General features: G+C 73.3%; 10 protein-coding genes. 6 read left to right on the top strand and 4 right to left on the bottom strand.

What is annotated here, in order from left to right:
- Positions 1 to 63: 63 nt before the first annotated feature.
- The 3 genes from ABD832_RS38575 (at position 64) to ABD832_RS38565 (ending at position 5009) form a co-directional block, all read left to right on the top strand.
- Entirely contained in the window at positions 64 to 1200 is a 1137-nt protein-coding gene (locus tag ABD832_RS38575) for a methyltransferase (protein ID WP_344906585.1), read from the top strand.
- Positions 1201 to 1247: 47 nt separating this feature from the next.
- Positions 1248 to 3548: an ATP-binding cassette domain-containing protein gene (locus ABD832_RS38570; protein ID WP_344906581.1), complete on the top strand. Its 2301-nt coding sequence runs from the start codon at positions 1248 to 1250 to the stop codon at positions 3546 to 3548.
- A gap of 228 nt (positions 3549 to 3776) precedes the next feature.
- Positions 3777 to 5009: a cytochrome P450 gene (locus ABD832_RS38565; RefSeq protein ID WP_344906578.1), complete on the top strand. Its 1233-nt coding sequence runs from the start codon at positions 3777 to 3779 to the stop codon at positions 5007 to 5009.
- 219 nt (positions 5010 to 5228) lie between these two features.
- Here the strand turns inward: ABD832_RS38565 and ABD832_RS38560 are convergent, their stop codons facing one another.
- The 3 genes from ABD832_RS38560 to ABD832_RS38550 all read right to left on the bottom strand — a co-directional run bounded on the left by ABD832_RS38560 (position 5229) and on the right by ABD832_RS38550 (position 8726).
- On the bottom strand, positions 5229 to 5762 hold the full coding sequence (locus tag ABD832_RS38560; RefSeq protein ID WP_344906575.1) for a pyridoxamine 5'-phosphate oxidase family protein: 534 nt from the start codon (positions 5760 to 5762) through the stop codon (positions 5229 to 5231).
- A 58-nt stretch (positions 5763 to 5820) separates the two neighbouring features.
- A complete protein-coding gene (locus tag ABD832_RS38555; protein ID WP_344906572.1) occupies positions 5821 to 6885 on the bottom strand; it encodes a glucose-1-phosphate thymidylyltransferase in 1065 nt (354 codons plus the stop codon).
- 80 nt (positions 6886 to 6965) lie between these two features.
- The gene (locus ABD832_RS38550) at positions 6966 to 8726 is read right to left on the bottom strand and encodes an MFS transporter (RefSeq protein ID WP_344906569.1); all 1761 of its coding nucleotides are present in this window, start codon (positions 8724 to 8726) and stop codon (positions 6966 to 6968) included.
- A 358-nt stretch (positions 8727 to 9084) separates the two neighbouring features.
- Here ABD832_RS38550 and ABD832_RS38545 point away from each other — a divergent pair, with 358 nt between their 5' ends.
- The 3 genes from ABD832_RS38545 (at position 9085) to ABD832_RS38535 (ending at position 11978) form a co-directional block, all read left to right on the top strand.
- Entirely contained in the window at positions 9085 to 10491 is a 1407-nt protein-coding gene (locus tag ABD832_RS38545) for a nucleotide disphospho-sugar-binding domain-containing protein (RefSeq protein WP_344906565.1), read from the top strand.
- A 103-nt stretch (positions 10492 to 10594) separates the two neighbouring features.
- Positions 10595 to 11434, top strand: a complete 840-nt coding sequence (locus ABD832_RS38540) for an alpha/beta fold hydrolase (protein WP_344906561.1) — start codon at positions 10595 to 10597, stop codon at positions 11432 to 11434.
- A gap of 190 nt (positions 11435 to 11624) precedes the next feature.
- On the top strand, positions 11625 to 11978 hold the full coding sequence (locus tag ABD832_RS38535) for a hypothetical protein (protein WP_344906558.1): 354 nt from the start codon (positions 11625 to 11627) through the stop codon (positions 11976 to 11978).
- Positions 11979 to 12050: 72 nt separating this feature from the next.
- Here the strand turns inward: ABD832_RS38535 and ABD832_RS38530 are convergent, their stop codons facing one another.
- Entirely contained in the window at positions 12051 to 14279 is a 2229-nt protein-coding gene (locus tag ABD832_RS38530) for an FAD-dependent monooxygenase (protein ID WP_344906555.1), read from the bottom strand.
- Between the last annotated feature and the right edge of the window lies 1 nt (position 14280).

Here is a 14280-nt window from a genome sequence, read left to right as displayed (position 1 = left end):
GCCCGCCGGCCGTGAGGGACGGGCGGCGCGGCCTTCGCCGCGTGAAGGATCAAGGAGGACGCGGTGTCGGACAAGGCCGACATGAGCGCCAGGCTGTGGTCGCTCGCGCACCTGGGAACCCCGATGGCGATCCGGGTGGCCGCCACGCTGCGCATCGCCGACCGGGTGGCCGCCGAGCCCCGGAGCGCGCGGGAACTCGCCGAGCAGACCGGCGCGCACGCCGATGCGCTGGAGCGCGTGCTGCGGCACCTGGCCGCCAAGGGCGTGCTGTCCCGGGACGACGACGGGCGGTACGCGCTGACCCCGCTGGGCGAGCCGCTGCGCGACGGCCACCCCGCCCACCTGCGGGACATGCTGGACATCGACGGCGCGGTCGGCCGCGCCGAGCTCAGCCTCGTCCGGCTCCTGCACAGCGTGCGCACGGGCGAGGCCGCCTACCCCGTGCAGTTCGGCCGCCCCTTCTGGGACGACCTGGCCGCGGACCCGGCCCTGGCCGCCTCCTTCGACGCGCGGATGGGGGCCGACGCCGTCGAGCGGGCCGGTGAGATCGTGTCGGCTCACGACTGGGGAGCGCTGGGCCACGTCGTCGACGTCGGCGGCGGCGACGGCACGCTCATGATCGCGCTGCTGACCCGGTTCCCCGCCCTGCGGGGGACCGTCGTGGACCTGCCCGGCACCGCGGAGACCGCCCGCAAGGCGCTGGCCGAGGCCGGGCTCGCCGACCGGGGCGACGTCGTCCCCGGAAGCTTCTTCGAGCCGCTGCCGCGCGGACGCGGGGGATACCTGCTCTCGTCGGTCGTCCACGACTGGGACGACGAGGCGGCACGGACCATCCTGCGCCGCTGCGCGGAGGCGGCCGGCGACGACGGCTCGGTCTTCGTCATCGAGCGGATCGGCCCGGACGGCGAGTCGCCGCACACCGCCATGGACCTGCGGATGCTCGCCTACTACGGCGGGAAGGAACGCCGCGCCGCCGAACTGGCCGCGCTGGCGGCGGACGCCGGGCTGGAGGCGGTGGCGGTGCACCCGGCCGGACGGCTGTCGGTCATCGAGTTCACCGCCGCGCGGCGCCCCGCGCCCCGGCCGGAGGAGGACACCGGCCGTACCGGACGGGACGGGGCAGCCGCGGCACAAGGACAGGCAGGACAGGAAGGACGAGCCGGAAGGACCGGCACCGAGGCGGCGGTCGCGGCCGGATGACGGCCGGGCGGCGGTCGCGCGGAACGACACGAAGGGCAGGGCAGCCGATGGCGGAGCAGGACGTTATCCGGATCACCGGAGCGCGGGTGCACAACCTCAAGAACGTCTCCCTGACGATCCCGAAGAACAAGATCACCGTGTTCACCGGGGTGTCGGGCTCGGGCAAGTCGTCGCTCGTCTTCGACACCGTGGGCGTCGAGGCGCAACGCCGGCTCAACGCGACGTTCCCCTGGTTCATCCGCAACCAGCTGCCGAAGTACGAACGGCCGCAGGCCGACGCCGTCGAGAACCTCACCCCTCCGGTGATCGTCGACCAGAAGCCGGTGGGCGGCGACGCCCGCTCCACCGTGGGGACGATGACCGACGTCTACTCCATGGTTCGTGCCCTGTTCGCCCGGCACGAGGGACCCGACGGCCGGGTCTCGTCGTACTCCTTCAACGACCCGGCCGGCATGTGCCCGGAGTGCGAGGGCCTGGGCCGCACCGTCCAGGTCGACCTGGAGCTGTTCTTCGACCGCTCCAAGTCCCTCCAGGACGGGGCGATCCAGTACCCCGAGTACAAGGTGGGCAGCCCCGACTGGCAGATCTGGGTCAACTCCGGCCGATTCGACCCGGCCAAGCCGCTGAAGGACTTCACCGGCAAGGAGTGGGACGACCTGCTCCACGGCACCGGCGGGCCCAAGATCAAGGTCAAGACGAAGAACGTCTCCTTCCAGACCGACTACGAGGGCGTCATCGACCGCTTCACCCGGCTCAACCTCAAGCGAGACCTGTCCGCGCTGAGCGCGAAGCGGCGCGAGACCGTCGAACGGTTCATGAACAGCGGCGTCTGCCCGGCCTGCGAGGGCGCCCGGCTGAACGCCGCCGCGCTCGCCACCCGGATCAACGGCCGCAACATCGCCGAGTGGTGCTCCATGCAGATCACCGACCTGCGCAAGGAGCTGACCGGGATCGACGACCCGGTGGCCGTCCCGATCGCCGCGGCCCTGGAGCGCATCGTCGCGATCGGGCTCGGCTACCTCAGCCTGGACCGCCCCACGCCCACGCTCTCCGGCGGTGAGGGGCAGCGGCTGAAGATGGTCCGGCACCTGGGCAGCGAGCTGACCGGCCTGACGTACATCTTCGACGAGCCGAGCGTCGGCCTGCACCCGCGTGACGTGGAGCGGCTCACCGAGCAGCTCCGCGCGCTGCGCGACCAGGGCAACACGGTGCTGGTCGTCGAGCACGACCCCGACGTGATCGCCGTCGCCGACCACGTCGTCGACGTCGGCCCCGGCGCGGGCGCCCACGGAGGTGAGATCGTCTTCTCCGGCGACCTCAAGAGCCTGCGCGGGTCCGGCACCGCCACCGGCCGCGCGCTGGGCGTCAAGGCCGAGATCAAGAAGGACGTCCGCACGCCGCGGGGAGAGCTGCGGATCGAGGGCGCCGACCTGCACAACCTGAAGAACGTGACCGTGACGATCCCCGCCGGGGTGCTGACGGCCGTCACCGGCGTGGCCGGAGCGGGCAAGAGCACCCTGATCGGCGAGGTGTTCCGCGCGAGCCGGCCGGAGGCGGTCTTCGTCGACCAGTCACCGATCGCCGCGTCCTCCCGGTCCACGCCCGCCACCTACCTCGGCATGATGGACCCGATCCGCAAGCTGTTCGCCAAGGCCGGCGGCGTCGACGCGGGACTGTTCAGCTTCAACTCCAAGGGCGCCTGCGAGGAGTGCCAGGGACGCGGCGTCATCATCACCGAGCTGGCCTTCGCCGACCCGGTCACCGTCCACTGCGAGACCTGCCGGGGCCGGCGGTTCAAGGAGGAGGTGCTGGCCCACCGGCTGCGCGACGCCTCCATCGCCGACGTGCTGGAGATGCCGGCCGGGACGGCCGCGGAGTTCTTCACCGAGAAGGCCCTGCGCGCCAAGGCCCAGGCCCTCATCGACGTCGGCCTGGGATACCTCACCCTCGGGCAGCCGCTCAGCTCGCTGTCCGGAGGTGAGCTGCAGCGCATCAAGCTCGCCGACCGGCTCGGCCGCACCGGGGAGATCTACGTCCTCGACGAGCCCACCACCGGGCTGCACCTGTCCGACGTCGACACCCTCATGGCCCTGCTGGACCGCATCGTCGACGAGGGGAACACGGTCGTGGTCGTCGAGCACCACCTCGACGTCGTCCGGCAGGCCGACTGGGTGATCGACCTGGGCCCCGAGGGCGGCCACGACGGGGGACGGGTCGTCTTCACCGGCACCCCCGGCGACCTCGTCGGGTCCACTGACTCGATCACGGCCGAGTACCTCCGGCGCCACGTGCGGTCCCGGGGCTCCCGGTCCGCCACGTCCAGCACGTCCACGAAGTCCGCGGGCTGAGACCCGGGCGGGGGCCGGCCCGATCGGGCCGGCCCCCGCCTCGGATCACCCCCGGCGGGGGCCGATCAGGCGGCCCGGCCGGTACGAACCGGCCGGGCGGCCCGATGAGTCTCCGGCGGGTGCCGGGACGGCGGCACGACCCGGCCGCTCCCGCACCGGGACGTCCGAGGAAGGCCCGGTCCCCGAGCGGCTCGGGGAAGGGCGAGACGACCGAGGGAGAGGAGGATCATGACCGAGCGGGCGGCGGCCTCCCCCGAGGAGGCGATGGCGGCGTTGCTGTCCCCGGACGGACGCCGCGACCCCTACCCCCGTTACGAGGCACTGCGCGCCCACGGGGACCTGGTGACCGTCAGACCCGGCCTGATGGCCGCGGTCGGCCACGCGGTGTGCGCGCGAGCCCTGCGGGAACCGTGGCTCCAGGTGCAGGACGCCGAAAGCTACGACCGGGACCTGCCGGGCTGGCGCTCCCACTCCTCCCTGCGGGGATGGACCGGCTCCATGCTGTACACCAACCCGCCCGACCACACGCGGCTGCGGCGCCTGGTCAGCGGCGCGTTCACGTTCCGCCGGGTGACGGCGCTCGGGCCGGCGATCGAGCGCATGACCGGCCGGTTGCTCGACCGGGTGGCCGAGCTCGGCGCGGGCGGAGCCCCGGTGGACTTCATGCGGGAGTTCGCCTTCCGCCTGCCCGTCGGGGTGATCGGCGCCCTGCTCGGCGTCCCCGAGGACGACCAGGGCTGGTTCCGCGCCGCCGCGGCCGACGTGACGCTCGCGCTGGAGGGCACCACCGACCCGTCCGTGCTCGGTACGGCGGACAAGGCCATGGACGAGCTGTCGGCGTACTTCACCACGCTGATCGCCCACCGGCGCCGGGAGCCGGCCGACGACCTCGTCAGCGACCTGGTGCGGGTGCACGACACCGACGGGAGCCGGCTCGGCGAGCACGAGCTGACGGCCAACCTCGTCCTGCTGCTGTCGGCCGGCTTCGACACCACCACCCACCTGCTGGGACACGGCCTGAAGCTGGCGCTGGAGCACCCGGACGCGGCCGCGAGGCTCGCCGCGGAGCCCGGATTCGCCGAGGGCTACGTGGAGGAGTGCCTGCGGTTCGAGCCGCCCGTCCAGGCCACCACCCGCTGGGCCGTCACCGACGCCGACCTGCTGGGGACGCGCGTCCCCGCGGGCACCAAGGTGGTGGTCATGCTGGCCGCCGGGAACCGGGACCCGCGTCGTTTCGACCGGCCGGACGTCTTCGACCCGGGAAGGCCGGACAACCAGCCGCTGAGCTTCGGCGGCGGCGCCCACTTCTGCCTGGGGGCGGCCCTGGCCCGCCTGGAGGCACGGATCGCGCTGCCCATGCTGCTGCGCCGCTTCCCGGCCGTCACCGCCGCCGGGCCCGCCGACTACCGCGACCGCTGGCTGGTACGGGGTCACGACACCTTCCCCGTCACCGTCGGGTGACGGGCCGGGACCGGGCGGCGCGTCACGAACGGTGAGGCGTCACGACAGGGTCAGGTGCCGCGGCCGGCCGGGGCGTCGCGACAGGGGGAGGCGTCGCATCGGATGCGCGACGAGTGATCGGATGAGCGACGACGGCCGGGGTCCCTCGCGAGGGACCCCGGCCGTGACCGTCGTGGCGGCGGAACCGCGAAACCGCGAAACCGCGAAACCGCGGAGCCGTCAGAAGTTCCACCTGGTCGCGCCGTACGGTGCCGCGGTGCCCAGGGCGAACACCTTGTCCGGGACCACCTCGTACACGTACCACGGGGGCGGTCCCGCGCTCGGGGCGCTGTACTCGGCGTACAGGGCGCCGTCGCGGACGGACGGTTCCCAGCCCTGCGCCGCGTACGCCGCGGCGATCCCGTGCAGCCGATCGTCCCCGGTCACCCGCTCCGCCCGCCCCTCCACGACGAGGTCGAACTCCTTCAGGGCGACCGTGACGGCGCAGCGCGGGTCGTGCGCGAGGTTCCTGCCCTTGCGGGTGCCCGGACCGGTGGTGAAGTGAAAGGCGCCCTCCCACCAGAGCGCTCCCAGCGGCATGACGTGCGGCCTGCCGTCCGGGCAGACCGTCGTCAGCCAGCAGGTGTACCGGCCGGGACCGCCCGAGCCCGGTACCTGCGAGAAGCCGTCGTCGAGGCCCTCCAGCACCTGCTTCCAGGGGATCGGCGGCGCGCCGTACCCGTCGAGGTTCCGTTCGGCCACAGGTTCCCTCATGAGCATCCTTTCTCTCTGTCCTCTCCGTCACCTGGGGCGGGACGCCTCCCGACTCCTATCACGCCGCGATCTCGACGCGCGTGTGGTCGCCGATGACGAGGCGGTGGCGGATCTCGTCGCGGCGGGGCGCGATGACGGCGGCCCGGCCGATCAGGGAGTCCTGCAGCCGGTCGATCCCCGAGATGGAGGCCTCGTCCATGACGATGGAGCCCGACAGGCCGGTGCCGCGGAGCACGCAGCCGGCACCCAGGGAGACGTCCGGCCCGATCCGGCTGTCCTCGACCAGGGTGCCCGGACCGACGATCACCGGGCCGACGATCCGGGACCGCACCACGCGGGCTCCCGGCGCCACCACCACCGGGCCCGACAGGCTGCTCAGGGGGTCGACCTGTCCGGCGATCTCGGTACGGAGCCCGCCCAGCAGGTGGCGGTTGCACTCGAGCACGTCCTCGATCCGCCCGGTGTCCTTCCAGTAGCCGCCGTACACGCCGGCCCTGACCGTGGCGCCGCGGTCGATCAGCAGCTGGATCGCGTCGGTGATCTCCAGCTCGCCGCGGGCACCGGGAGCGACGGCCTCGGCCGCCGCGTGGACGGCCGGGGTGAAGAAGTAGACGCCGACGAGCGCCAGGTCACTACGCGGGTGGCGGGGCTTCTCGACCAGGCGCCGCACGGTGCCGTCCGGCTCGACCTCCGCGACGCCGAACGCCCGGGGGTCGGCCACCCTCTGCACCACCACCTGCGCGGCCGGGCGTCCGGCCCGGAAGGACGCGGCGATGTCGGCGACCCCGTCGGGCAGCATGTTGTCGCCCAGGTACATCACGAAGTCGTCGTCGCCGAGGAACGGCCGTCCCAGCCTGACGCAGTGCGCCAGGCCCAGCGGCCGCTCCTGCCGGATGTAGGTCACGCGCAGTCCCAGGCGGGACCCGTCGCCGATCGCCCGCTCGATCTCCGGCGACCACGTGCCCACCACGATGCCGACCTCCCTCACCCCCAGTCCCCGGATGTCGTCCAGGACGTGCTCCAGGACCGGCCGGCCGGCGACGGGGATGAGCTGCTTCGGCATGGAGTAACTGAAGGGGCGAAGGCGCGTTCCCGACCCGCCCGACAGAACAAGGGCTTTCATGAGCGACTCCGAAGATTCCCTGAGAGCGGCGTGCGCGGGCCGTCACGCGGGCCGGTCGCGCCGGCCCGCGTGCCCGGATCTCAGCGCACGGACATCTCGCTGGCGCCCTCGGGGGCCCGCGCCTGCCCTGACGCGCCGGCGTCTTCCGGCCTCCCGGCCCGGTCGTCTTCCGGCCTTCCGGCGCCCGCCTCCTCAGGCGTCCCGGCACCGGTCTGCGCGGTCTCCCCGGGCGTTCCGGCACCGGTCTGCGCGGTCTGTGCGGCCTCCGCGGCCGGGGAGGTGCCCGCCTCTTGCGGGCCGCCGGCCTGTGCCGCGCCGGTGGGCGGGACCTTCCGCAGGCCGGCCAGGGCGACGGCGGCGAGACCGAGGAAGACGACCGCCGTGACGATCGCGGTGACGTGCAGCCCGGAGGTGAAGGCGTCCCGGGCGGAGGCGAGCAGCTCGCCACCGGCCTGTCCGGGGAACCGCTGCGCGGTGAGCACCGCCCCGCTGATGCTCTCGCGAGCGGCCTGGGCCGCCTCGCCGGGCACCTCATCGGGCACGGTGACGCCGGCGCGGTAGGCCGCGGTGGCCACCAGGCCCAGGACGGCCACCCCCATCGCGGTGCCGAACTCGCTCCCGGTGGACTGCAGCGACCCTGCCGAGCCGGCGCGTTCCGGCGGCGCCGACGTCATGACCAGCAGGGGGCTCAGCACGGTGATCGGGCTGCCACCGGCGTAGACCATGACCAGGCCGGTCATCAGGAGCGGCATGTCGCCGGAGGCGCCCACCCGCGTGAGCACCACCATCCCGGCCGCCGCGAGCACGGCTCCGGCGGCGATCAGGTACGCCGGGCGCACGACCCGCGCGACCGCGCCGGCCACGTTGCCCATCACGATCATGACCACGGCCGGGAGCACCATCCACAGCGCCACGCCCGAGGGCGAGTACCCCTGGACGAGCTGCAGGAACAGCGTCACCACCAGGCCGGTCCCGCCCATGACGAACGCGAACATCAGCGACAGCACCATGGTGCCGGAGAGCACGCGGATGCCGAACAGGCGCAGGTCGAGGAGCGGGTCGGCCAGCGTGCGCTGCCGCCGTACGAAGACCAGCGCGCAGGCCGCGCCCAGCAGGATCGCGGCGGCCGCCTGCGGGGCCGGGCCACCGCGGGCCAGCTCCTTGAGCCCGTACACGAGCGGCAGCACCGCCCCCAGGGAGAGCAGCACGCTCGGCACGTCCAGCCGTCCCGCGTGCGGGTTGCGGGACTCGGGCACCAGGAACGGCGCGGTCAGCAGCAGCAGGCCCATGACGGGCACGGCCATCAGGAAGATCGACCCCCACCGGAAGGCGCCCAGCAGCAGGCCGCCGACCACGGGGCCGAGGATCACACCCGCCATGATGGACGAGCCCCACACGGCCATGGCCGTGCCCATCTGCCGGGGATCGGGGAACATGTCCCGGATCAGCGCGAGGACGGAGGGGGCCACCGTCGCCCCGGCCACGCCGAGCAGCGCCCGCGCGCCGATCAGCATCGGCGTCGAGGTCGCGTAGGCGGCCAGCAGCGAGGCGGCGACGAACACCGCGGCCCCGGCCAGCAGCACCCTGCGCCGGCCGATCCGGTCGCCCAGCGTGCCCATCGTGACCAGGAAACCGGCGATCATGAAGCCGTAGATGTCCGAGATCCAGAGCTGTTCGACCCCGCTCGCGCCCAGGTCGGCGCTCACGTGCGGAAGCGCCAGGAACATCACGGTGATGTCCACGGTGGTGAGCATGGTCGGCAGGCACATCACGGCCAGGCCCGCCCACTGGCGCCATCCGGCCCTCGCGGGAGTGCCGGAGGCAACGTCCGCTGTAGTCACGCACCTGTCCTCTCGTCGTCGGGGCACGTTCTCACCGGCCCGGTTCCGGGCCGACACCTGTCCCGCCCACGATCACAGGTCGCGCCGGTCCGGCACATCTTCCGGCGTGCGCTTCCCTCGGTACGGCCCGGCCGGAGGGAGCGCACGCCGGAAGATGCCGCGCGCGGGCGGCGGTGGGATCGTCCGTCGTGGCGGCAGCGGGCGGCCCGCCCCGGACGCCCGTACCGGACGATCCGCCCGGGACACCCGTACCGGACTATCGGCTCCGGACCCGTACCGGACGATCCGCCCCGGACCGCGGGAACGCGGTCCCGGCCCGACCCACACCGGCCCGACCTCACATCACAGGGGAAGCCCCATGCGCGTCCTGTTCACCTCGTATCCGTCGCACGCCCACCTGTGGCCTGTCGTACCGTGCGCGTGGGCACTGCAGAGCGCGGGACACGAGGTCCGTATCGCCACCCACGCCTCCTTCGCCGGCGCCGTCACCGCGGCCGGGCTCACCCCGGTGCCGCTGGGGGACCCGGACGGCGTCGAGCCGCGCATCAGGCCCGACGCCAAGCCCCCGGAGCACCCCGACGAGGTGCTCCGCCACGCTGACGTGCTCGGCCTGACCGGACAGGAGCGCGAGCACTGGATCGTCTTCCACCAGTGGCTGCTCTGCGCGATCTCCGACTACGTGCGGACCGACCTGCCCGAGGCCGGGGAGCTGGTCGACTTCGCCCGCGCCTGGCGCCCCGACCTGGTGATCTGGGACCCGACGTTCGCCTCGGGCCCGGTGGCCGCGCGCGCCTGCGGGGCCGCGCACGCCCGTTTCCTGCTGGGCCCCGACTTCCCGGGCTGGAGCTTCGACCGGGTCGCGGAGAAACGCGACGCGCTGCGGGCGGCCGGCCTGCCGGAGAACCTCCAGGCCGACCTGCTCAGGCCGCTGGCGGAGCGGTACGGGATGGAGGTCGACGACGAGCTGCTGTACGGGCAGTGGTCCATCGACCCGATGCCGCCCGGCATGAGGCTGCCGACCAGCGCGGTCACGGTCCCCATGCGTTACGTGCCCTACAACGGCGCCGTCCCCTTCCCCGAGTGGCTCCGCGAGCGGCCCCGGGTGCCCAGGATCGCCCTGACGCTGGGGGAGTCGACCCGCAGGTTCATCAAGGGCGACTGGGGCCGCTCACCGATGATCATCGAGGCCGTGAAGGACCTGGACGTCGAGCTGGTCGCCACCCTCAACTCCCTGCAGCTCGAGGGCATCCGGGACCTCCCCGCCAACGTGCGCGCGATCGAGTGGGTCTCGCTGAACCAGCTGCTGCCGACCTGTTCGGCGGTCATCCACCACGGAGGAATCGGCACGTTCGGCGCGGCGTGCGCGTTCAAGGTCCCGCAGATCGTCTGCGACACCGAGGAGACCGTCCTGGTACGCCCCTCCGAGGTGGACCCGCGCACCATCGAGGACGGCACCTTCCGCAACGGCTTCGAGTTCGGCGTCAGTGAGGAGGTCGTCCAGACCGTCACGACCTGGGAGCTGCCCGCCAAGAAGCTGGAGGCGACCCCCACGTCGGAGTACGTGATCGGCCGGGGCGCCGGCACCCGGCTCAACCACCGGGCCCAGTCGGTCGACGAGATCCGCAAGATGATCGAGCAGGTGGTGAGCGACGTCTCCTACGCGCGCGGCGCGCAGGCCGTCCTCGACGACTGGCTCTCCCTGCCGAGCCCGGCCGCCGTCGTCCCCGTGCTGGAGCGGCTGACCGCGGAGCACCGGCGCGCATGAGCGGCCCTGCTGACCGCCGAGCACCGGCGCGGACGAGCGGCCCTGCTGACCGCGGAGCACCTGCGCGGATGAGCGTCCCGGCGCCGACGACCACGGAGGACCCATGCGCACGCTGACCACCGGCACGCTCGCGGTGCCCGGCGCGACCCTCTACCACGAGGTCCGCGGGAGCGGCCCGCCCCTGCTGCTCGTCCCCACCGGCAACGGCGACGCCGGGCCCTACGAGCCGATGGCCGAGGCGCTGGCGGGCCGCTACACCGTCATCACCTACGACCGGCGCGGCTTCTCCCGCAGCCGGGCGGACGAGCCGGTGGACGACGCGCGCCGGGTGGACACCGACGCCGACGACGCCCACCGGCTGCTCACCCACCTGGCCGGCGGGCCCGCCCACGTGATGGGCGGCAGCTCCGGCGCCATCACCGCGCTCCATCTGCTCGCCCGCCACCCGGCCGCCGTCCGGACGCTGGTCGCCCACGAGCCACCGCTGGCCTCCGTCCTGCCGGACTCCGAGCGGTGGCTGCGCTTCTACGCCGACCTGTACGAGATCTATCGGCGCGACGGCGCCCAGACGGCGATGCGGTTCTTCCGCGACCGGGCCGGCATGGCCGAGCCCACGCGGCCCCCGCGGGAGTTCCAGCCGTCACCGGAGCGGCTGGAGGCGATGCTGACCCGCATCCGTACCAACCAGGTCTTCTGGTTCGAGCACGAGATCCTGCCCTACCCGGCCTTTACCCTCGACGTCGCGGCGCTGGAGACGGTCACGGACCGGCTGGTGCTGGCCGGCGGCAGCACCTCGCGCGAGCACTTCCCCTACCGGCCCAACACCGTGCTGGCCGGACGACTCGGCCTGCCGGTCGTCGACTTCCCGGGCGGGCACGTCGGGTACGTGACGCACCCGATCGAGTTCGCCGACATGCTCATCCACATCCTGGGCGACCGCTGACGCCCCGGTGAGATCGTGTCGAGGAAGAGGGCGGGGTAGTAGCCTGCCTGCGATGCCTCGGACCACGTGACCGGAGGAGTCGATGCCGGGGTGACGGCAGGACGGCCGCTGCCCGCGCAGGACGACGTGCTCGGGCACTTCGACACGCTGTCGAACTGGGGGCGGTAGGGCGACGACGAGCAGGGAAAGCATGGAGAACCGGAAGAGTTTCTCGCCGAACCCTGCGGGTCTTTCCAGGCCATGGAGCTTCTCGGAGGAAGTGATCATCGAGGCCGCCGTCATGAGCAAAGCCTGCGAAGACATCCCCCATGGGCAGCACATCCTGCACATGTTTTCCTCCAGATCGGAACACCCCTACTCTTTGGGCCATCTGGCTGCAGAGATGGGAGTTGCGGAGGCCGACGTCCGGGAGACCATGCGTCGCATCGACCAGTTCTGTGATGCCTTCGGCCGCGCACCCCTCATTAAAAAATCGGGCGAGGGTTACAAAATGGACAGAGAAACGGCGAAGGTTCTCCTCGCGGCCTGGGAGTCCTGGTCCTGATCTTTTCGCCTGCTCGCCGTCGATGTCAGGCCCCTCCTGCCTTGCACGGGCACGGAGAGGGGCGGGCAGCGGTCAGGCCACGATCAGGTCGGCCCGGCCGCTGACCAGGGCCACGTGCAGGCGGGTCGGCCAGTCGTCCTCGTCCTGGGTTCGATCCTTGATCTGCTCTCCGGCCTGATCCGTGGTCCTGCCCTCGCCTCCGGTTCGCTCGCCCTTCCCGGTGTGGTCGCCGGTCTCGTCCGTGCGCGGCGTCCACCCGTCCGGTGCGTCCAGCAGGACCGGCAGCCCGGTCTCGGTCCGGATCCGGTCGGCCCAGCCCAGCAGGTGCTCCCAGCCGATTCCGGCCGGGGCGTCGTGCAGATGCAGGCCGGTGACGCCCAGCGCGCGCAGCCGGCGGCACCGGTCGAGCAGCGGCTCGGCCCCGGCGGACCAGGCGTCCTCGTCCGGGCAGCGCAGGCCCGCGCACACGGCCGTGGCCGGGCCGACCTCGTCCAGCAACGCGGTGACCGGCGCGGGGCCGGGGAGACCCTGGTCCGGCAGGATCTCGACGAACCGGACGCCGCCGGCATGTGCGGCCCGGCCGACCGCGCCGGGGTCCGCCTCCGGGGACACGACGATGCCGAGCACCGCACCCGTCGTCCCTGTCGTCGCTCTCGCCAGCGCGTCGCGGACGATGTCCTCGATGTCCTCGATGTTCCGGGCTTTTTCCGTACCTGCGGTGCTCTCCGCGCTCGTGATGCCCCCGGGGACCCTCGCCATCGTGTCGCGCACGTCGGCGAGGACCAGCGAGACGCCGGTCGGGCGGGTGGGGGAGTGGCGCGGGTCCTCCGCGTCGTCCGGCAGCCGCGCGGCCACGCGGGTGGGCAGCCGGAGCGGCCCCAATGTGACCGGGAGGCCCAGCGCACCCGTGACCGGGGCCGTGCCTTCCACCGAGGCGACGTCCCGGACCCGGGCGACGTCCCGGACCTGGGCGACGTCCTGGACCGAAGCCATGTCCCGGACCTGAGCGACGTCCTGGACCAGGGAGACGTTTCCGGCCGGGGTCGTGTCCGGAATCGAAGGCGTCCCTCCGTCCAAGGGCGAAGGCGCCTTCCCGTCCGGCCCGTCGTGACCCTGCGGGCCCGTCCCCGCGACTCCTGCGGCGCTCGCCAGTGCGGCGAACTCGGCCTCGGCCTCGGCGATCCGGTCGCCGTGCCGGCGGCTCAGCCCGGCATAGGTGATCGCCCCGGTACGGGTGATGAAGTGCATGCCGAACCGGTGCGGAGGCAGGTGCATCCGGCGGCCGAACGTCTCCCACCAGCGCATGCTCCGCCCGGCCAGGGTCTGGGTCCGGGCGACCGGCCCCCGGCGCACGGCCTCGTAGGCGGCGAACGCCTCGCCCGGCCGCCCGGCCCGCTGCAGGGCGTCGGCGAGCGCGATGGCGTCCTCCATGGCCAGCTTGGTGCCGGAGCCGACCGAGAAGTGCGCGGTGTGCGCGGCGTCGCCCAGCAGCACGGCGTTCCCGGCCGACCAGCGGGCGTTGCGCACCACCCGGAAGGCGTGCCACCTGCTGCCGTTGCCGATCAGCGGCCGGCCGCCGAGGTGCTCGGCGAACACCTCGGCCAGCATCCGCCGGGAGCGGTCGTCGGTCAGGCCCGACTCCACCGGGGCGTCCATCCCGGCGTTGCGCCACGTCCGCTCGTCGGCCTCGACGATGAAGGTGCTCAGGCCCTCGCCGTACGGGTAGGCGTGCGCGGCGAAGACGCCGTACTCGGTGGGCACGAACGGGAACGTCACCGCGTCGAACGGCGCCTCGGTGCCGAACCAGACGTACCTGGCCGCGCCGGTCTCGACGGCGGTGCCGAACCGCCCGGCCCACCGGCCGCGGTTGGCCGACCCGGCGCCGTCCGCCAGGACGGTCACCCGTCCGGGCCCGCCGTCCGGATCGAGCCGCAGCTCCCGGTGGAAGCGCACCTCCGCCCCGGCCCGGACGGCCTGGCGCTGCAGGATGCGCAGCAGGGTGTGCCGGGACACGGCGGTGAAGCCGTACCCGCCGTAGCGCAGGGAAGCGCCGGGCAGCCGCAGCTCCATGTCGGACCACGAGACGCCGGCCCGCAGGATCAGCTCGTGGGTCTCGGGGTCGGCAGCCCGGATCGAGGACATCGTGCGGCCGGAGAAGACCACGCCGAACCCGAAGGTGTCGTCGGAGCCGTTGCGCTCGTGCACCCGCACCGAGGACGACGGGTCCGCCAGCATCAGCAACCGGGCCAGGAACAGCCCGCCGGGCCCGCCGCCCGCCACGTCGACGTGGAGCCGGCGCATC

Source organism: Streptosporangium longisporum, assembly GCF_039534895.1.
Lineage (GTDB): Bacteria > Actinomycetota > Actinomycetes > Streptosporangiales > Streptosporangiaceae > Streptosporangium > Streptosporangium longisporum.
The sequence above is the reverse complement of the archived record's forward strand: the minus strand, read 5'-3'. Positions and strand labels throughout refer to the sequence as shown.